This is a genomic window from Foliimonas ilicis (assembly GCF_039939195.1).
GTDB classification, from domain to species: Bacteria; Pseudomonadota; Alphaproteobacteria; order Rhizobiales; family Rhizobiaceae; genus Foliimonas; species Foliimonas ilicis.
The window spans coordinates 35,391-53,034 of the sequence record NZ_JBDUUH010000018.1 but is presented as its reverse complement, the minus strand read 5'-3'; the positions used below and the strand labels follow the sequence as shown (position 1 = coordinate 53,034).

Annotated in this window: 15 protein-coding genes; 9 read left to right on the top strand and 6 right to left on the bottom strand. The window is 53.5% G+C overall.

From position 1 onward, the window contains the following. Nucleotides 1–344: 344 nt before the first annotated feature. The 8 genes from ABFT80_RS26750 to ABFT80_RS26715 all read left to right on the top strand — a co-directional run bounded on the left by ABFT80_RS26750 (nt 345) and on the right by ABFT80_RS26715 (nt 7,083). A complete protein-coding gene (locus ABFT80_RS26750) occupies nt 345–914 on the top strand; it encodes a hypothetical protein (RefSeq protein ID WP_347974998.1) in 570 nt (189 codons plus the stop codon). Then, nucleotides 911–1,624, top strand: coding sequence for a hypothetical protein (locus ABFT80_RS26745; protein ID WP_347974997.1), 714 nt, complete (start codon nt 911–913; stop codon nt 1,622–1,624). The genes ABFT80_RS26750 and ABFT80_RS26745 overlap by 4 nt, the downstream gene beginning before the upstream one ends. Next, nucleotides 1,621–2,352 carry a PP2C family protein-serine/threonine phosphatase gene (locus ABFT80_RS26740; protein WP_347974996.1) on the top strand — a complete coding sequence of 244 codons (732 nt, stop codon included), beginning with the start codon at nt 1,621–1,623 and terminating at the stop codon, nt 2,350–2,352. Before ABFT80_RS26745 ends, ABFT80_RS26740 begins: the two co-directional genes overlap by 4 nt. Nucleotides 2,353–2,369: 17 nt before the next feature. Next, nucleotides 2,370–3,314 (top strand): phage exclusion protein Lit family protein, encoded by a 945-nt coding sequence (locus ABFT80_RS26735; RefSeq protein ID WP_347974995.1) that lies wholly within the window; start codon nt 2,370–2,372, stop codon nt 3,312–3,314. Nucleotides 3,315–3,616: 302 nt separating this feature from the next. Beyond that, nucleotides 3,617–4,069 carry a hypothetical protein gene (locus ABFT80_RS26730; RefSeq protein WP_347974994.1) on the top strand — a complete coding sequence of 151 codons (453 nt, stop codon included), beginning with the start codon at nt 3,617–3,619 and terminating at the stop codon, nt 4,067–4,069. Continuing rightward, nucleotides 4,015–4,599, top strand: coding sequence for a hypothetical protein (locus tag ABFT80_RS26725; protein WP_347974993.1), 585 nt, complete (start codon nt 4,015–4,017; stop codon nt 4,597–4,599). Before ABFT80_RS26730 ends, ABFT80_RS26725 begins: the two co-directional genes overlap by 55 nt. Before the next feature lie 26 nt (nt 4,600–4,625). Continuing rightward, nucleotides 4,626–6,242, top strand: coding sequence for an AAA family ATPase (locus ABFT80_RS26720; protein WP_347974992.1), 1,617 nt, complete (start codon nt 4,626–4,628; stop codon nt 6,240–6,242). Nucleotide 6,243: 1 nt separating this feature from the next. Beyond that, the gene (locus ABFT80_RS26715) at nt 6,244–7,083 is read left to right on the top strand and encodes an HNH endonuclease (protein ID WP_347974991.1); all 840 of its coding nucleotides are present in this window, start codon (nt 6,244–6,246) and stop codon (nt 7,081–7,083) included. 225 nt (nt 7,084–7,308) lie between these two features. Here ABFT80_RS26715 and ABFT80_RS26710 read toward each other — a convergent pair whose 3' ends face one another. The 6 genes from ABFT80_RS26710 to ABFT80_RS26685 all read right to left on the bottom strand — a co-directional run bounded on the left by ABFT80_RS26710 (nt 7,309) and on the right by ABFT80_RS26685 (nt 14,694). Beyond that, nucleotides 7,309–8,277, bottom strand: coding sequence for a hypothetical protein (locus tag ABFT80_RS26710; RefSeq protein ID WP_347974990.1), 969 nt, complete (start codon nt 8,275–8,277; stop codon nt 7,309–7,311). Then, nucleotides 8,267–10,075, bottom strand: coding sequence for an ORC-CDC6 family AAA ATPase (locus tag ABFT80_RS26705; RefSeq protein WP_347974989.1), 1,809 nt, complete (start codon nt 10,073–10,075; stop codon nt 8,267–8,269). Before ABFT80_RS26705 ends, ABFT80_RS26710 begins: the two co-directional genes overlap by 11 nt. After that, nucleotides 10,068–11,171, bottom strand: coding sequence for an HD domain-containing protein (locus tag ABFT80_RS26700; protein ID WP_347974988.1), 1,104 nt, complete (start codon nt 11,169–11,171; stop codon nt 10,068–10,070). Before ABFT80_RS26700 ends, ABFT80_RS26705 begins: the two co-directional genes overlap by 8 nt. 2 nt (nt 11,172–11,173) lie before the next feature. After that, nucleotides 11,174–12,253 carry a DNA cytosine methyltransferase gene (locus tag ABFT80_RS26695; RefSeq protein WP_347974987.1) on the bottom strand — a complete coding sequence of 360 codons (1,080 nt, stop codon included), beginning with the start codon at nt 12,251–12,253 and terminating at the stop codon, nt 11,174–11,176. Between the two features lie 129 nt (nt 12,254–12,382). Then, complete coding sequence (gene thyX / locus ABFT80_RS26690) at nt 12,383–13,336, bottom strand: FAD-dependent thymidylate synthase (protein WP_347974986.1); 954 nt, start codon at nt 13,334–13,336, stop codon at nt 12,383–12,385. Nucleotides 13,337–13,554: 218 nt separating this feature from the next. Next, nucleotides 13,555–14,694 carry an RHE_PE00001 family protein gene (locus ABFT80_RS26685; RefSeq protein WP_347974985.1) on the bottom strand — a complete coding sequence of 380 codons (1,140 nt, stop codon included), beginning with the start codon at nt 14,692–14,694 and terminating at the stop codon, nt 13,555–13,557. Nucleotides 14,695–14,972: 278 nt separating this feature from the next. Here ABFT80_RS26685 and ABFT80_RS26680 point away from each other — a divergent pair, with 278 nt between their 5' ends. Then, nucleotides 14,973–17,324, top strand: coding sequence for a hypothetical protein (locus ABFT80_RS26680; RefSeq protein ID WP_347974984.1), 2,352 nt, complete (start codon nt 14,973–14,975; stop codon nt 17,322–17,324). The last annotated feature ends 320 nt before the right edge of the window (nt 17,325–17,644 follow it).

Genomic DNA, 17,644 nt, shown 5'->3' with positions numbered 1-17,644 from the left:
GAAAGCCGAAAACTGTTCATGGTTTCCGGTAAATTTCTCGCGAAATGTACGCGTTATCTCCAGCTGAATGGCATTCCGCTTTGCCGCGATTGTAGATTGTATTTGAGGCCGTGCCAGCGAGAGATGACCAGGCGCATTGCTTCGGCTCGAAATCTGGTCTTAATGGATTCGGAAAAATTATTGCCGCCTCGATCATCACCAGCTTTCACCTTGGCGATGCATTGGTGTGAGTCACATCGAGCTCTTTGCTTCAGACGATCAATCCTTGGCGCGGTGTCCACAGATTGACAGTACGCATTGCTTCGGGCTAAATGTCCTCTGTCCTAGGACAGAGGACATTGTTTATGAAGAGCCAAGATATCGTCGTCCTGCTAAAGCTGGTAAGCTTGCAAGACCAGGAACTCACCAAGGGCATTGATCAGTTGCGATCGGAATCCGTGGGGGGAGACCCATATTCTGTTCGGAACCTAGAGGCGCTACTCGGGATCAGCAAGACCGAAATAGCGCAGTCGATCAAGCGCAGTGTCGCATCAGGCATCGCGCGAAAAGACAATAGCAAGAACGAGCCTAGGCCAAGCCGAAGGAACCTGTTCGGCTTCATTACCACCGGGCTAAAGTTCGTCTTCCCCGCCCAAGTTGGGCCAATGCAGCGCGGCATACCGACTGTCTTCGCAGCACCTATGCTCACGGAACTCCTGATCAGCGGCGGGACGTACAACTACGTTTGGCCCTATGCCAGCGGAAGGGAGATGGGGCAGGCGGTGGAGCCGCTCTTCAAGACCGTGCCGGACGCGGTTTTGAAGGACGACGCACTCTATGAGTACCTCGCGTTGGTCGATGCGATCCGGCTCGGGAACCAGCGGGAAGTTGGTCTCGCCACCGACCACCTCAAGTCAAGGATCATGCGCAAATGACAGCGATCCGCGCTCAACTGCTGGAAATGATGAAAGCCGTTGCCTCGGCCCTTGGCGAAGACCTCCGCTCGCGCCTGGTCTTCGTTGGGGGATGCACGACCGCGCTATTCATCACTGATCCGGTCACGCTCGAGGATGTGCGTGCCACAGACGACATCGACCTGATCGTTGCCTTGGCGGGCCTTCCCGCTTGGGCACAGCTCCAGGAAGAGCTTCGACACCGGGGCTTCATGGAGGCCGCTGACGAGGCGGTGATCTGCCGTATGCGTCTCGGCAAGCTCACGGTCGACTTCATGCCGGATGATCCGGCTATCCTCGGATTCGGAAATCGATGGTATGCGAGTGGAATCGAGACGGCACAGCACTACCAGCTCTCGGAAGACCTTACGATCCGGATCCTGACGCCGCCAATGTTTCTTGCGACGAAGCTCGAAGCCTATGCCGGAAGGGGAAATGGCGACTTAATCATGAGCCGTGACGCTGAAGACATCCTCCTTATTGTCGACGGCAGGGAGGAGCTCCTTGCCGAGGTCACGGCGGCCGACAACGACGTTCGAAATTTCATCGCCGGACAGTTTCGTGCACTCCTTGACCAAGGTGACTTCGACGATTTCCTCGATGGCAATATCCGCGGGCCCGCCGGTCGTGTAGAAATCGTCCGGGAGAGGTTTGTCTCGATAAGCCATTGTGCGGATGACCCCGCACAATGAAAATCGACGCCCGGTGGTTGAGCCAAAAAGGAACGCGCACCGACGACAATCGCGACCATGGGGGGATCGCGGGAAGACATGGCGAATTTCTTGCTATTGTGGCTGATGGCGCCACGACCGGCTCGAACAACGGGGGATATGCACGGGCAATTGTCGAAGCTGTCGTCGACTGGTTTGCCGGAACCGACGATGCATGGCGCCACGAGCTCATGCAAGCCAAGCTCCGGGAGATTCATCAAGCCCTTCGCAAATCGTTTCCGAGGGGTTCCGCCAGCATTATCCTCTTTCACGTAACGGACAAAGGCTCCTTGACGGTCCTCCACTCCGGAGATTGCCTTCTTGGCAGGCAAGACGGCCAAGTACACTGGCAAGTCAAGCCACATACCCTTGCAAACCCCCTAGCGGACACGCCTCTCGATGCCATTGCAAGATCCACCACGAGGCACCTTCTCACCCAGAGTTTTCGTTCCAGGGAGTTCATGGCCCCAGACGTTCTCGTGGAAAAGAAGGCCAGTGGCACGCTTCTTCTTGCCACCGATGGCTTCTGGGCGGAATTAACCGAAAGCGAGCAGGAAGCCTTCCTTGGCGGCGGCCAGTCAACTGCTCCAGAGCGAGATGACCGTAGCGTGCTACAATTATGGCTTTCCGCCGAGGAGCCGTCCGAAATCTTGCTGGACGATGGTGGATCGACCAATTTTTATGTGCGGAGCACAGCGCCCCAGAAATAACCCAGGAGCAGTAAGTCATGGAAGATGGGACATTTGCGGGCGACACGCTGCCGAATTTTTCAGACCTCTTCATTGGCTATGAAGCAAGAATCCAAGCGACCTTCGATAGAATTGTCGCAGCGTCGAGCGCTAATCTTCCTCCTAAGCTGGACTTCACCGAGGAGCACTCATCGATGCTTTTCAAGTGCAAGCCAAGTGAGGCCTCGGTAACGGCGGACTGGCACGGAATTGCCAGCCTCTGGGCCATGTCGCAGGGTGTCGGCCGCTTGTGTGCAGCGATGTTCAACGCCCGTCGCTCCGGGCAGGCTCGCTTGGATTTCGTGGAAGGGTCGGAGGCGGAACTCGGTTTCCATTTCATCCACGAGGCGAGGGCGCTGGCCAGGCCGCGGGGCCACCGATGGAACACCTACTTCCCGAAACCCGACCTCCAGTCTGACAGGTTGGTCGCTGGCGACGTATTCTTCTTTCGGGCGATCGAATGGATCCTTGCACATGAAGTCGGTCATATCGCTTCTGGCCACAATGATCGGGCCTGGACGGCGCAACAAAGCCGCGACGAGGAGAGGGAAGCGGACCGCTTTGCAACGTGCTATGTGATCGGCGGACTCGCCGCCGACCTAGGGCGTCAACCAGGTGAAAAGCCTTCGCAAGACGAGATCGAGCTCGAGCGCCGGGCGATTGCCGCGGGACTGGGCTTGGTCTGGGTGGCAATTTACGAAGACACGCGAACCCAGGATACCGAGATGTATCCCGCGGTGGCTGCGCGAATCGACGACGCCATGGCGGGGTTCGGCTTGGCCGATGATAGCGCGGCACTAGAAATCCTCTCTGACTTCATCAAGGCCTGGATAGACCCAGAGGGGAAATGGCCAGTCGCGCCGCCATCGGACGCGACCGCGAGGTCTGCCATGGATGAGGCTTGCGCGCGGTTGTACGACCATGCACGCGAGGCACGGCAATGATCGCCAGCCTGATGCTGAGCGGGCCTGGCGTCCGAGGAACTATCTTGCTCTCGACAAATTCGGCCCCAAGGATCACGTTTCGAGACCCAGATGCCGTCCTGAACACGCTGTTCTTTGACGGCAGCAATACGCTTCGATAGATATCCGGCATGTTTCGCCGACTATCAATGTCCGACGTTAGGTCCGGCACTTTGACGGGATTTGAACCTTCGATCGGTTAGAAGGCGGCCATGGGAAACCACAGTTCGACTGAACCTCACAATTCTACGACCGACGGCCCGATAAGGTGGAAAGGTACTGATTTGATCGACGTCGATACCGCCATCCTCAATCTTGATGGCATTCCATCGCAGCAGCCTCGCAAGGACGGAATTCCTTATTTTTCGTTCGATCCGCAGGGGGTGTGGAGGCTTTCCGGAGGTAGCCATCTTTACGACATCGAGGATGTGTGTGTCCGCTTACATGAGGCCTTGAAAGAGGCGATCATGAAGGGAGTTGATTACACACGTCTTGTCTATGCCGTGCCTCAGTTCGCGAGCATGGCGGGACATAATTCTGAGGCGAATTTGACGCGTGAGCTGTTCGAACGTTCCTGCGTGAGACGAAAGATTTTCCAGAGATCCATCGCTTCCTTTATCTTTATGACTGCCAGCACCTTGTTGCATCCATCCAGGAATGTACAAAGGAAGTCGAGCAGATCTTGGGCGAATTTTATTTCGCCTTCAATATGGAGAGTTTTTTCTATCCGCCGATGAAACACGAAGACGGGATTCGGTATTCGACTTCGCCAGTGACAACGAAGCTTTTTGCCTTCCTTGGGTTCATTTTCATAAGGCTCCATAGCTTGCTCGACTATACCGTCAAGGTGGCCTTCGAGGCAGAACATCTGAGCCAGGATTTCGCTCGTTACCCGAAGCTCTCGAGTGGAAGTATGCAGTTTGGGGACCGCAAGCGGGTCAGTTTCAACAACGCGGCGGGCACATTGTTTGAAACATGCGAATTCATGACGGTGGTCGAGACGTTGCGCAATCACATCATCCACGATGGATTACTGGACGACATGCCCAAGGCCTACGAACACCTCGAAGGAGGCGTCGCAGTTGAAAAGTTTGTTCTGTTTCCCGACATGACCGGCGGCCGTTTCGACCGCTATGTGAACCGCACGTTGTTTTTTGGGCGGGATGACAAGATCAATCTGCGCTTACCATTCTTGCTTGGTGAGTTTCAAGGACGACAGATCGAAACACTGAATCGCACTCTCGCGCTTTTGCAGCCACTCGCGTAAGCACCTGTTGGAGAGCATCTTACCCAATGACAGAATTCTTAGTCTTCCCTCCGTCCCGTGATGATCCGCAGAGCTTTCAAGGCATTGCGCTCCAGCAGGACCGCTGGAACGACTTTAATTTTTTGACTCAGTACCACCTCTATGTGGCTTTGCCCGAATTCACCGGACGTATTGGTACCGTGAAAATCCTCCGGCGTGGCCAGACCGACGGGGACGGCCTACAGCTCGAACCCGGCCCGCTTACGCCGCTTGGCGACGACTTCATTTCTCTTGGCCAAGAGCTCGACTACTACGAGCGCCTCGCAAGCTTGCCCGACGAACTTCGAACAGAAATATTGCGCGGTCTTCAGGATGCTATTGCCTTTCCTGCACACGCTGAGACATTTTCTAATGAAAAGGGCTGGACGACCTCGGTGCTGCGAGAGGTTCAATGGAACAGTTTTCGCCAAGATGCGGCAATCCTCCTCCAGCGCGACTACAATCGAGTTGCTCGCCTTGGCCTCGAAATTTCCTTTCATGTGACCGGTTGGCGAGATCCATTGAGCTTGAATTTCAAAGCGCCAGACAGTTTCTTACAGTGGTCGGCATCTTCCGCCGCGTTACCCGATCGAGTAACTGTTTTAATTGGAAGAAATGGTTCCGGAAAGAGCACATTGTTGTCACGGCTTGCACGGGTGTTGCACGCCTCCCAGCGCGAGCGCGGAACAGAAACTTTGCAGGCGCTAGGTAGAATCGATCCGCCTGGAATCGGCTTCACGCGGATCATCAACATTGCTTTCAGCGCCTTCGATGTGTTTCAGCTGCCAGGCGTGGACCATCGCGATCGAAAGCAAATCGCCGATGAATTAGAGCAGGGAATCGGCCGCTATCATTACTGTGGCCTTCGGGACATCCCCCAAGAGGTGCGCCGTGCTGAGGGCGTTGGAGACGTCAATGGCATGCCGATTCAAGCTCACGATCTCGATCGGCAAGAGCTGGTCATTCTCAAGACAAGCGAAGCACTCGCGGCCGAGTTTGGTAAGATTGTAGCACGCATAAGCGAGATCGGTCGGGTCGATCTTTTCAATCAGGTTTGCGAGATTTTGGCGACTGACACATCGTTTGCTGATCTCGGAGCGAACCCAGGGGGATCAATCACCGCGTATGCTGTCCCATGGTTCAAAGTATGGAGTACAGGACATAAGATCGTTATGCACGCCGTTGCGTCCCTTGTGGCATTTACTGAGCCAAAATCGATCGTCCTCATTGATGAGCCAGAGACACATCTCCACCCCCCACTGCTCGCAGCTTTTATGCACGCCACTAGAACAGTTCTTCGGCACAACGATGCGTTCGCTGTGATAGCTACCCATTCACCCGTAGTGGCGCAGGAAACGCTTTCGAGACATACGGCTATCATCCGCCGTTCCGGAAGCGAGACGCGCATATCGGGCCCGAAGATTGAAACATACGGGGAGAGCATCGGAGAAATTACAAACGAGGTTTTTGGACTGACGGCCGACGCCACCGACTTCCACCAAGTGCTTGCCCGCCTGGTGGAAGCAGGCCTAACTCTCGACCAGATCGAGGGCCTCTTCGATCGAGGTCTGAGCCTGCAGGCAAGGGCTTTCGTTATGACCAAGCTCGCCGATAAACGGACCTGACATGTGGACACTTCCGCCTCAAGAGCTTGGTGATCTCGACCAAGCCCTGGACAGGGCGTTGACCCTCGTCAACGGGACGGCGGTCTATGCGCTTTCTGCGGCGGAGCGAACCGCGATTCATGTCGTTTATCAGCTCTACGAGGTTTTGGCTGGTCAACCCCATGCCGATCTTACACCAGCGACTCTTAATGTCGCCCGCCCACCCCTATACTTCGCTTATGATCAAGTCCAAGTCGGCGGCCGGCTAGTTTCGCTTCGGGAGCGTATCCTCGCGTCGACGAACCAGTGTCCCTACTGCGGGTTTGGAGAGCCACGCGATCTAGATCACTACCTGCCTCGAAGTGTGTTCGGCGAACTGGCAATTTATCCCCGTAATCTGATCCCCAGCTGTAGCCCGTGCAATAATGCGAAACGTACGGTCGTTCCCGGGCTTGGGCAAGCAAGCGGTTCAAGCCTGATCCACGCATACTTTCAGGAACTACCGGATGTCGAATTCCTCCGAGCTAATGTCGCTTTCGAGGGAGGAACGCTTCAGGTCAGCTATTGGATCGAAGCCGAACTCATCGGTGGCGCACTGGCGGCCAAGTTGCAGTTCCAGCTCGACCGCCTCAAACTGAATGACAGATACAAAGGCCAGATCAACAAGTTCCTATCTGAGCAGCGTGCTGCAATACTGATGTTCCATGAAATCGGGAGCGCAATGTTTTCGGAGTATCTTGTACGTTGCGCCGGCAGCCTTGCAAACTCCTTCGGGCTGAATGATTGGCGGCCGGCTTTGCTACGTGCGCTCGCACGAAACCCCGATTTCTGTGGTTCTCCGGCGGAATATCTCGGGCAATGATGCAAAGGTTCAATTGGCGCAGCATGATCGCAGTCACTCCGCTCCGGCAATCTAGACCACAACGGCCTGGTGGCGATCGCATCTAACTGCTGTATTATGGCCAAGTGGCCGAGCATTTTGCCTCTACTACAAAGTCCTGGAAAAGGACGCTTTCCGAGGCGTGCTATGCAAGCGCACGACAGTCAAAACCAAGATTAAAGTGTGCGACAGATCCGCAAACCGCAATCAAACGGTAAAGGAGATGACACGATCGTCTGGTAAAGAGTAATTTTCTGAATTATATGTGCTAGCTGAAGCGTAGCAGAGTTGAATTTCAGGTCGCTCCATTACAGCAAGAGCCGCTCCAACAGTGGAAATTTTGGTGTTCATTGGAGCCACAATTAGATTTAGGTCGCTGTGCTGGTACGCGTCCTTCAAAATCGCGTCTCTGACAGAGTAGGCGTCTGCAGGAGAAAACTCGAAGCTTCCGGCGAGAGGATGCATCTCGACCAGCCTGTCAAATTTTTGTCTATTTACCCTCTGGTGTTCCGGGTTGAGCGCGTCGCTTCCATATCCAAGCTGCAGGCTTGCCGGCTCATATACATTTATGAGGCTGCTTGTTCGGTTAACTTCAAATCCAACGAGCACCAAAAGGCGGTTTCTGCGGGAAGGCAGAAGTTTGCCAGGATACCCAAGGACCGATCTAACATCCTTTATGCCACGCGAGAGCCATTTTTCGGCATCTGGTGTGCCGGGGTCATATTCCTTGGCGGGGACATACAAGAACCGGATGTGGGAGAACTGGTCCGCAAAAATATGGCGTAGAAGAGATAAGAGAATAAGCAGTGCCTCGTGCGTCATGCAGGTTGTATCAACACAAATTTTCGCAGCTGCAATAGGCTGGCAGCTGTCAATTTGCTTTGCGATCTGATCGGCAGTTCGGATAGCGATGCTCTTTGTGATGGTTACAACCGACGCGCCGCTTAGTTTAAAGTGTTCCACCAAACGCTTGGCGTTTTCAGCACCTGGATCGGCGACGTCCTCGTTCTTGAGAATAATGACCTTTTTGAAACGCCCGTCCTCGACGCTCATGGGAGCGGACAGACACCTTCCCTCATAACTTGCAGCGCAAATAAACAGATCAAACCTACTGCCTATTTCGTGACGCAGTTCTGAGAGCGCTAGTTGTTTTTTGGTGAAGACTTTATTCATCATTGAAGAGAGCTCCTTGGTGAGGTTGCGACATCACCGAGTCAAATCCCTTAATACTCACTTCGTTAACCAACCGCTTTGGCTGGTAAAGAGCACCTTTTATTTTCTCATTTGTAACAAACTTATAGCCTGCAAAGCTCGTGGGGTCCAACTTGAATGAGGGCGCAAGGGCTCGGGTCATAATATAAAGCTCCGCCCTGCCTGTTCCCTCCTTATTCCCAATAGACGACCGATGAAGATAGCCGTAGCGAACACCCAGACGCAAAACCCTACTAACCTCTTCATCAGGCCCATTCGAAAATGCGATGCTAAACACACGTCTCTCAGACGAATCCGAAACAAGAATTGCCCGAAACATGCCGCCAAGTGCAAATATTAGGTTTTTAAGCTTTTTTGGATCATCAAGATCCGAACCAGCGGACTCATAGTCTTGCCGTTTGAATTCCTCTTCCAACTTCCTAAATTCGTCAAAAAGCAATTTATTGGAATAATATTCCGCAACGGAATTTTGTATTGTCGGCGGAATGCAGTTCACGGTGTCCACGCCTTCTCTCGCGCTTGTCTCAGCGAACATTAGCGATGACATTTCTAAAAGGTGTCGGATCACCCCTGACGATAAATGTACAAGTTGGTTGAAGCCGGCATAACTGTACGTCGACCCGCTTTTACTTCCTCCCTCCGAAAGTCCTCTTATATAATTTGGTCTAGCGTATCTAACCGCGTCGTCGCTCGGCCGATACCCCTTTCCAGAAGCGTCCCATTGAACGACCAGTTCTCGTGCGATCTCTTGGATCCGAGCCTCTTGCACTGCGTTAACGGGAAAGAACTCCTCAGGCGTCTCGCTATGGCCGAACTTTTGGAGGCGACGTTGGATTATTTCCCTCACACGACTTAGGTAACTGTCACTTTTGGTTGTGTACTTGTCCGAGATGTTGAATTCTGAGTAATCGTGGGGAGCGTCAATCCGTTGGCCACCGACCGCTTTGTAGGTTGCGTATTCCCCTTCTTGGATAGATATCTTGAAACATAGATACCCCGTCGTGCGCCGCGCGACCCACGAGTTCAAAATGAGTGCCTGCGCTTCATTCAGATTGTCGGCGTCGTCGATCAGCAGAAAAAGTGGACCTGAGGGCATGAATGAAAGCGCCATTAGCCCCTTAACCAAAGGGGCTAGAAAATCGGAAAAGCCAAAAAGCGGGCCGTCGTAAGGTACTATTTCTTGGACGAACGTAATACGCCGCGTATAACTATTAAGCTGCGAAAAAATGTCATCGAAATACTCGATGACTCTGCTGATCGTTCCACGAAAATCACCTGGATCTGCCTGTCTAGGTTGGACGGCATAGCCTCCCCTTTCGAGAAGCGTCGTCAGAAACCCGTCGCAAAAATCCTTGAACTCAGACGCTTCCTCATCAGACGACGGTAAGGGCGCTCGATCCTTCAAAGATACGAATATCTTTGTCGCGATGTGCAATATGAGCGCGTGCTCGTTGAGGACGATCGCGGCATGCTTCGACTCTTGCAGACGGAATAATTCCGGCAGGTTCAGATCCGTCTCTTTGATTGGTACGTACGCCGCGTAAAATTTCAAATCCCGTAAATTTAAATTTGCATGTTGGGACTGGCAATCCGGTTCCAAAAACCGGAAATACATGCTTTTTCCTGCCCCTCGTGGACCGGAGATAAATGTGTGACCTGCCTTCTCCACCTGAAGATAGTCGCTGTCGGACTGCACAAACAAATCAGCCATATCAGCGGTGGAAAGGTTTTCAGGCGTTTGAACATCGAATGGATTATTCATGCTCAGCTACTTTCGCATGTCCAGCCTCACAAAGGAACTTGGCGAAGCGTTCGCCATTTAGCGATAGCCTTGTCTCGCCCCAAGCATTGAGTTCGCGCGCTATTGCGTATATTCCGGTGACAGGACTGTCGGGATAACCAGAATCCTCCAGTTTATAATCAATCCTCGGGAGACTTTCACCTATCTTTTCGTCTGGCTTAGAGACTTGTATACGCACAATAATAGACTTGACGTGAACAATCGGCGCCATAAATCTGTTGCAGTAAATTCTCTCCCGGTGCATTTTTAATGTACGTGAAAATATTTCGTCTAAAATATAACCATATTCTACCGTTTTAGTTTCTTTATTGTACTTTCCGAACTTTTTTACCAGATCAGCGGCATCGACAGAAAACGTCAGTTCAACTGACTTACATTCATCTCTCACATTCACAGAGTGAAGACATTCAGCGTACTTATGAAATACTTCACTCTGAGCTGGAATCGCATCCAATTGCTGAAGAATTCGGTTAGCCCTTTGAGAATCGTCCGCAAGCTCATCGGCGAACCTCAGTATCGCAGCAAGTGCCTGCGGCCGTATCTCTTTTCTAAAAACTGTCAGTGAGGGATCAAGATATGAAATAGTGTCAGGGTCGTCGCCGATCTTGCCCCCGTGCGTCTCAGCAATTTTTCTGATCTGACTTTTTTCAACACTGTCGCCAAGGTGAGATTTCACTGCCTCCATCATCTTTGGAATCTTCTTTTCGTGCTCTTCTCGACCAAGTGCGTTTCCGAGGTCATGAAAATGGATGGCGCACATCAATAGATATATTTCGTACCCGGATAGTTTGTTTTTGTTGTTGGGGTTATTCAGCAGATCCGCGGCGCGGTTCAAAACTGTCCGAATGTGTATCGGGCCATGATCAGTCAGAAGGCCGCCATCTGCAGAGATGTTTCCGGGAAGGACATTCGGATGAAAATCTTCATTCAGTTTTTTAGCAATGGCCACATACCGGTCGGAGAAGGGCTTAGTGATATGATCTTCCGGAAATTGGTCCTTGGCAGTCTTGCCTAGATGTTCGAGAGTTTTTTCAAGTGAACTTTCTTTGATTATCATGTCTATTCTGCCGCCGAACGGAAAATTTGTTCAAGAGATGCCGCCTCCATAATGGAACTGAACATAGCTTTCGCGAGAAGGGGGGGGACAGCGTTTCCGACCTGTTGTTGCTGAAATCCGATTGAGCCGGAAAAAATGTACCAGTCAGGAAAGGATTGTAACCGCGCCGCCTCTCGCACGGAAAGGCCGCGGTTCTGATTGGGATGGACAAGCATATTTTTTCGAAAATTCCCAATGGTGACAGACGGCTCATCCCATTCCAATCGCTTATAAATGCCAGTATGGCATCTCGAAATGTCTTTGTAATTGCTTACTAGTTCAGGGGGAATGTCCTGCCAGTTGCCGCCTTGAGGAATATGAGCATAGCGGTCAAGGATCCATGGTGCGTTGTTCGTTACAAGGTTGCCGGTAACACTGCGTTGTCTTACCCTCATCTTCTTCGAATAACTCGATAGGGGCTTAGCTCCATAGGGGAGAAGGTCAATAGATGCGCCATTTTCCAAATAAGGAAGGTCGGATATGGCGTCTTTTACAGTCGTTAGATGTAGCGTCGATGGCTTCGGAAAGCAAAACGCACCTTTTTCCTGGCTAGCAACTACAAATAGCCTAGACCTCTTTTGGGGAACGCCAAAGTCTTTCGCGTTGAGTATTGCACAGTTAACCTCATAATGCTGTTGTTCAAGGCCGCGGACAACGTAATCCAGAAACTTCGCATTTTCGGTCTCGGCGATCCCCTTTACGTTTTCGAAGACGACCCACTGAGGGTTGATTTCACCAATTGCACGTAAGAAATGGGTGAACAGCCAGTTGTTGGGGTTGTCGGAATTTCGAGTGCGCTGATTAGATGTAGAGAAGCCCTGACAAGGAGGTCCACCAAAAAGCACGGTTTGTTCATCAGAACGATATCGGGAGAAATCGACAGTTCGTATGTCTGCACAGACAACATTGGTTTCCGGATGGTTTGTTGCGTAGGTTTGAGCAGCATAAGGGTCAATTTCGACCGAGAGGGCGGTTCGAATCCCAGCCAAAGCTGCTCCCGTCGACATCCCGCCAACACCTGAAAAAATGTCGATGCCTCGCACAGGCCCCCCCAAATGCGCTATATTTCAACAACTAAGAAAGATTTGATTTCATCCATCGCACCAATTTCTTACACCACTGTCTGTATGCCGGACAAGGGATTCGTGTTTTGCGCGACGCTACCATGTTGCCTATGAAGTTCCGCGAACTATGTTGAATTGTTGCTGCAGTTCCTGCCATTCGCGATCACTCATCCGCGAAATTTGCTCTGCGGCGTCTCCTCCGCTTAGTAATATTCGCAGTACTTCGGTCGCTGTCTTTGAAATCGAGATAGCACCGAGACGGTACTCCATGAATGCCTCAAATGCTATCGGAACCCATTTCTCTACAACCTTTAATATTTCCTCAGCGTAGACGCGGATTTCATACTGCGCATGTGAGTCAGCTCTGAGCTTAAGAAAATTGAAGAGGTTGTGCAGGTCGACCTTCCAATACCATTGTGTGTAAGTATTAAGGGTCAGGTTCATTCTGGCGAGTTCTCTTGAAAGACCGCCACGGTCCGGATCTACGGAGTCTCCATTTTCATCTTCGTTGAGCATCCAACTGTAATTTTCATAGTTCCGGTTGGCGTCAGACACCAGAATTTCTATGATTTCCTTTGCCTCCTCTGAACTCAGAGGCGCGCCACGGCCTTGCCGGTTTGTGGTAGACTGGAGAGCTAACTGCTCGGGCGCTGGAACATAAAATTCGCGATCTAAAACTGAATAACGTGCCGAATATTCGTTCACCGATGCCATTCGGTGCCGTATCCACTGACGAGCTACAAAGATTGGTAATTTTACGTGAAGCTTAATCGCCGGCATTTCAAATGGCGTGGTGTGTTGATGCCTCATAAGGTAGCGGATCAGTCCCCTGTCCTCGCTGACTTTCCGCGTTCCACGGCCGTATGATACCCGCGCGGCTTGGACGATCGCCGTATCATCGCCCATGTAATCTACTACGCGAATGAACCCATGATCTAACACCGCGATCGGCTTGAAGAGAATTTCCTCCAACGCAGGCACGGTAGCGCGCCCGGTTTCAAACGTTTGCTTCCGCGCAGCTTCAATCTCTGCTTCATTCGCTACGTCTTTCAGGGTCGGCATAATCTGATCTCCAGTATCGCATTTATCAGTTGGTACATAAATCGACAATGCGCCGTGAAATGGTAAGTAGGAAGGTCATAGGTTCGACCTGTCGCACAGCTCTCCCACCTCGACAGTATGGCTGATACCACTACCCTGCGTAGCGCCAGAATTTGACCTTAGGAGAGCGAAAGAACGATAGCTGGACAAGACGGGCCGAACGAAAATGCAGCCCAACTCTAGAGCACTCCCCACGCCCTGTACCTCCCCCTCCCCGTCATCTCGCGCAGGCCCAGTTCCAAAACGATCCGCCGCGCCGCCTGCGGCGTCATCTTCAGGGCCTTTGCGACCATTTTTGCCGACATCAGCGGCTTTGCCATGACGAGCTCGACCAGTTCCGGCATTTTTGACGATGTCCGCCGTCCCTCCAGTTTTCGGTCCATCATCGTTTTCGCAAGCGTCAGCCTGTCGTGTTCTTTCATGCCGATCTCCGCGGCCGCCAAAAGCCCGTGGGCAATGGCGAGCAGCCTCGTCTCGCGATCGCGGCTCCGGCGCCGATCGACAGGAATGGTTTTGAGGCCAAGGTTGATGGCGGCGAGATGCGCGCCGGTGGTGATCCCAGCCTGACACAGGATCGAGGCGGAAAACAGCCGGCCGAGCCAGGGGGCGTGCTGCAGGACGGCAAGCTCGTTCCAGGCATCGAGGGCGACAATGGCCTGCAGCGTAGCCGGTAGGTATTCGGCCTGGCGCAACACGCCGCGCCATTCGTGGAGCCGTGCATCCTCGTCCCAGTCAAGATCGTAGACCAGCGGGTCCTTTTCGGCAGCACGATTGCCGCCAGCGCGGCCGGGACGTGTTGCGTTCTCGATCGCAGCCTCCGATCGGGCCAACACCACATCGATGGTGGCATAGTCGACGCCGGGTAGATTTTCCACGTCATCACCATCGTCCCCCTCCTCTTCCCTATCGATGACGACCGCGGGCCTGATGACACCCGCCAGCGCCACAGCTTCAGCGCCGCCCGCACCGGTGTCCGACGTCTGCCGCAAAGTTCGGATACCCTCTGCCGATAACGCCCAATCCGGCGCGTGCGAGGCAATGCGCCGGCGGGTTCGGAGAACATTGCGGGCAATTGTCAGCTCGTGGGCGGGCGTGCGGACGTCGCGGGTGGCGTAGTGCAACACCAGGTCTTCGAAATGCGCGAGCTCACCGTCGGTCCACAGCGAGGCGCAGGCGTCGGTAAAATGCGACCGTTCGATCCAGCCCTGCCCGACCGGCGACCGGGCAATCCGCTCGTCGAGCTGCGTCAGCGCGGTGCCCGCGTCCGAAACTGGCCGCAGCAGGCTTGTGATGGGCAATTTGGATAAATCGTAAGCCATTCAAATCATGGCAAAATATTTCTTAAACGAACTTTATCTGCATATTGCGGTTCCTCACATGGCATGATTGGCGGCTGGGTGTTTAACCATCGATAACCAGCGTTTATCGATGGTCAGCTTTTCCAATCTCCATGAATCCACAGCCCAGCAACTGGCAAGTTGGCGCGCCGTCCTGCATTAGGGCCTGCGATCCTCACCCGACATTTGCACAAAGTTAAGTCTGGCCTTTTAGGAGCGCTTTCCCCGGCAATCGGGCCGGTTTAAGCAGAGCAGTTTTTATGGCCAGCCAGCGCGTATCCTCAAAACATCTTCAGCAAAAAATCTCGACATTCTGCGATGTCCGCATTGCCCCTGCGGTCTCACAACGAGAGCTTGGCAACATTCGATCCTATCTCGTCAGTCTGGTGATTTACCGCAAGCGGCCACCGCTTTTGAACGGTCGCATTCACTGGGCGGCGATTGCAGAAGCGTGTGGCTTTCTTGGAAAGTTTTCCGCCGATCTCAAGCGTCGTTTGCAACCGGGGCTGGACGCCATTTTACGCTGGGCGGACACCGGGATCATCGCGAGTGACGACCAACACTCTGACCAAAGACCGACATCTCGGGCACATTGCACCAAAGCAAAGGCACCGCCCATGTCCCGCAAACCCCCTGACCAAAATGGCACCGCGTCAGCTTGCGAGGAGGTGCTAAAAACCCGGCGCGGCCCCAAGCCAAAATCAATCGATGACCAACCTGTACCATTGTTCGACGTCACAAATCATCCGGCAGAATTTCGTGAGGCTTTGACCCTGCAAATGCAGCGCCATGGCGAAACCTGCCGCCATCTCCACCGCGCCATTGTCAGTGAGACAGAAAATTTTGATCGAACAACGCTGTCGAGCTGGATTGCCGGAGATAAAACGCCCCGCTCCGTCATGAGCTTCGAAATCTTGAGCCGTATCGAACAGCGCTATCGCCTGGAGCCTGGCTATTTCAAGTCGCGGCTGCCGCACCAGGCACGATCCGTCCACGGCCTGGATGTCGGTGATGATGTCGGACCTGCCGAGCGTCGGCGCCTTGCCTGGCATTTGCCGGACGACTTCAACGTCCTGCCATTTGCAAAAAGGCAGGAGATACTGGAATGGGTCCGCAGGGTGATCATTTCAGGATCGACGGACTATCGACGGTTTCAGGCGAAGGCCACAAAACAGCGTTATGCAATCCGCTTTCCCGGGATTGCCTATGGTGGAACCATCTCGCCGCGGTTTGACACTTTGTCGCTTGACGACGAGGCGGCGCAGCAATCGTTTCAGGATCCGGATCTTCTATCGGGTGTTATCGACGCGCCGCCACGGTTAGCGCTCGAGATGGCCGGACTGATCCGCTTCAAGACGTCGATACTGACCGATGCCGGATTGCAGAGAAACGGCGTTTGGGGCGAAGAAACCGCCTCTCAGAAAATCGAGCATCTCGGTCTGATGTTCGGTGCCCTTGCTGCCGCACCAAATGGCGAAGTCAAAGGTCACGGCGTCCCCGTCAACCAGATGACATTCGGCCTGCTGATCTTTCCGGGCGTCTGGGACTGGTATTTGCAATGGCGGGAACGACGCCGCGGTTTTTACACAAAGTGGGAAGACGACATGCTGACGGTGGCCATGGCTTTGGCGCGAAGCGACACTGGCTGGATCCGTCAACATCCGGAACTTTTGAAACATGTGCGGCCGATCAAAGGTCTGGTCGGAGAAGATGAAATTGCAGCGGCGGCAAACGACTGGCATGGCGCCTGCGAGGGTTTTTTCAAACACGCCGCCAATCGATCGAAAGAAATCCGCCGGGTCATGCGCGTTCACCGCGATCCGTTCGAGCCGATCATGTGCATCCTGGAGGCCGACAGCCCTCTGCATGAATACCGAAAGATCACCGACGAGATTTTGCGGCGTATTCCCGATGAACACCGTTACCCAAGATCGGCGGCCGAGGCGGTGCGGGCTTTTTTGATGTTGCGTCTCGGGCTCCATCTTGGACTGCGGCAGAAAAACCTGCGCCAGCTGATGGTCTGCCCGCGTGGAAAATTGCCGACGTCCGAGCGGCGTCTGGAAGATATGAAGCGCGGAGAACTGCGCTGGAGCGATCGTTATGGCGGATGGGAGGTGCTCATTCCGTCCCGCGCCTTCAAGAACGCCAGCTCTTCATTCTTCGGTTCAAAACCGTTCCGGCTCGTCCTGCCGGACTATCGTGATCTCTACGCGCATATCGATGCCTATGTTGAGCGGCATCGTGGCGTTTTGTTGAACGGCGCGACGGACCCAGGCACGTTTTTCGTCAAGACGGTCAAAACGACCAGCCGCGATGCGTCATACGACCAGACGACGTTTTACGAAGCCTGGCGCCTGGTCATCCAGCGCTACGGCATTTTTAATCCCTACACCGGGCGTGGCGCCATCGACGGGCTTTTGCCGCACGGACCGCACAATCTGCGCGATGTCCTGGCCACCCACATTTTGAAACAGACCGGCTCGTTTGAACAGGCAAGTTACGCCATTCAGGACACGCCTGACATGGTTGCCAACCACTATGGCCGTTTTCTGCCGCAGGATAAGGCTGCACTTGCCGCAAAGATTTTGAACCAGGTCCGGGAGGCCGCATAGTTTTTTGTTTTTGAGCCGGAAGGATGTTGGTCGACGCCGGCATCCTCGGTATTTTGGCCATAGCGGCTCGACGAAGATCATTTTGCGCGATTGGCGACGTGCGGTTTGAGGCTCTGGTACGTACCGAACCGCACAGCCTGTCGACCGCCAATTACGTCCGATAAGATTGCATTATCGGACGTCGTGGAGTAGGCTTCAAAAATGGTCCAAAATGTCGATCAGAACCCCGAAAACCGCACGCGGCACCGTTCTGCTTGATCATAGGGACAGACTGCGGATTGCCGCCTCCAAATGTCCTGTTCAGCCCAGGGGGTCGGGCC

What these genes read in the sequence shown, in the direction of transcription:
- ABFT80_RS26750 (WP_347974998.1), top strand. Translation starts at nt 345, where the DNA reads ATGAAGAGCCAAGATATCGTCGTCCTGCTAAAGCTGGTAAGCTTGCAA.
- ABFT80_RS26745 (WP_347974997.1), top strand. Translation starts at nt 911, where the DNA reads ATGACAGCGATCCGCGCTCAACTGCTGGAAATGATGAAAGCCGTTGCC.
- ABFT80_RS26740 (WP_347974996.1), top strand. Translation starts at nt 1,621, where the DNA reads ATGAAAATCGACGCCCGGTGGTTGAGCCAAAAAGGAACGCGCACCGAC.
- ABFT80_RS26735 (WP_347974995.1), top strand. Translation starts at nt 2,370, where the DNA reads ATGGAAGATGGGACATTTGCGGGCGACACGCTGCCGAATTTTTCAGAC.
- ABFT80_RS26720 (WP_347974992.1), top strand. Translation starts at nt 4,626, where the DNA reads ATGACAGAATTCTTAGTCTTCCCTCCGTCCCGTGATGATCCGCAGAGC.
- ABFT80_RS26715 (WP_347974991.1), top strand. Translation starts at nt 6,244, where the DNA reads ATGTGGACACTTCCGCCTCAAGAGCTTGGTGATCTCGACCAAGCCCTG.
- ABFT80_RS26710 (WP_347974990.1), bottom strand. Translation starts at nt 8,277, where the DNA reads ATGATGAATAAAGTCTTCACCAAAAAACAACTAGCGCTCTCAGAACTG.
- ABFT80_RS26705 (WP_347974989.1), bottom strand. Translation starts at nt 10,075, where the DNA reads ATGAATAATCCATTCGATGTTCAAACGCCTGAAAACCTTTCCACCGCT.
- ABFT80_RS26700 (WP_347974988.1), bottom strand. Translation starts at nt 11,171, where the DNA reads ATGATAATCAAAGAAAGTTCACTTGAAAAAACTCTCGAACATCTAGGC.
- thyX (WP_347974986.1), bottom strand. Translation starts at nt 13,336, where the DNA reads ATGCCGACCCTGAAAGACGTAGCGAATGAAGCAGAGATTGAAGCTGCG.
- ABFT80_RS26685 (WP_347974985.1), bottom strand. Translation starts at nt 14,694, where the DNA reads ATGGCTTACGATTTATCCAAATTGCCCATCACAAGCCTGCTGCGGCCA.
- ABFT80_RS26680 (WP_347974984.1), top strand. Translation starts at nt 14,973, where the DNA reads ATGGCCAGCCAGCGCGTATCCTCAAAACATCTTCAGCAAAAAATCTCG.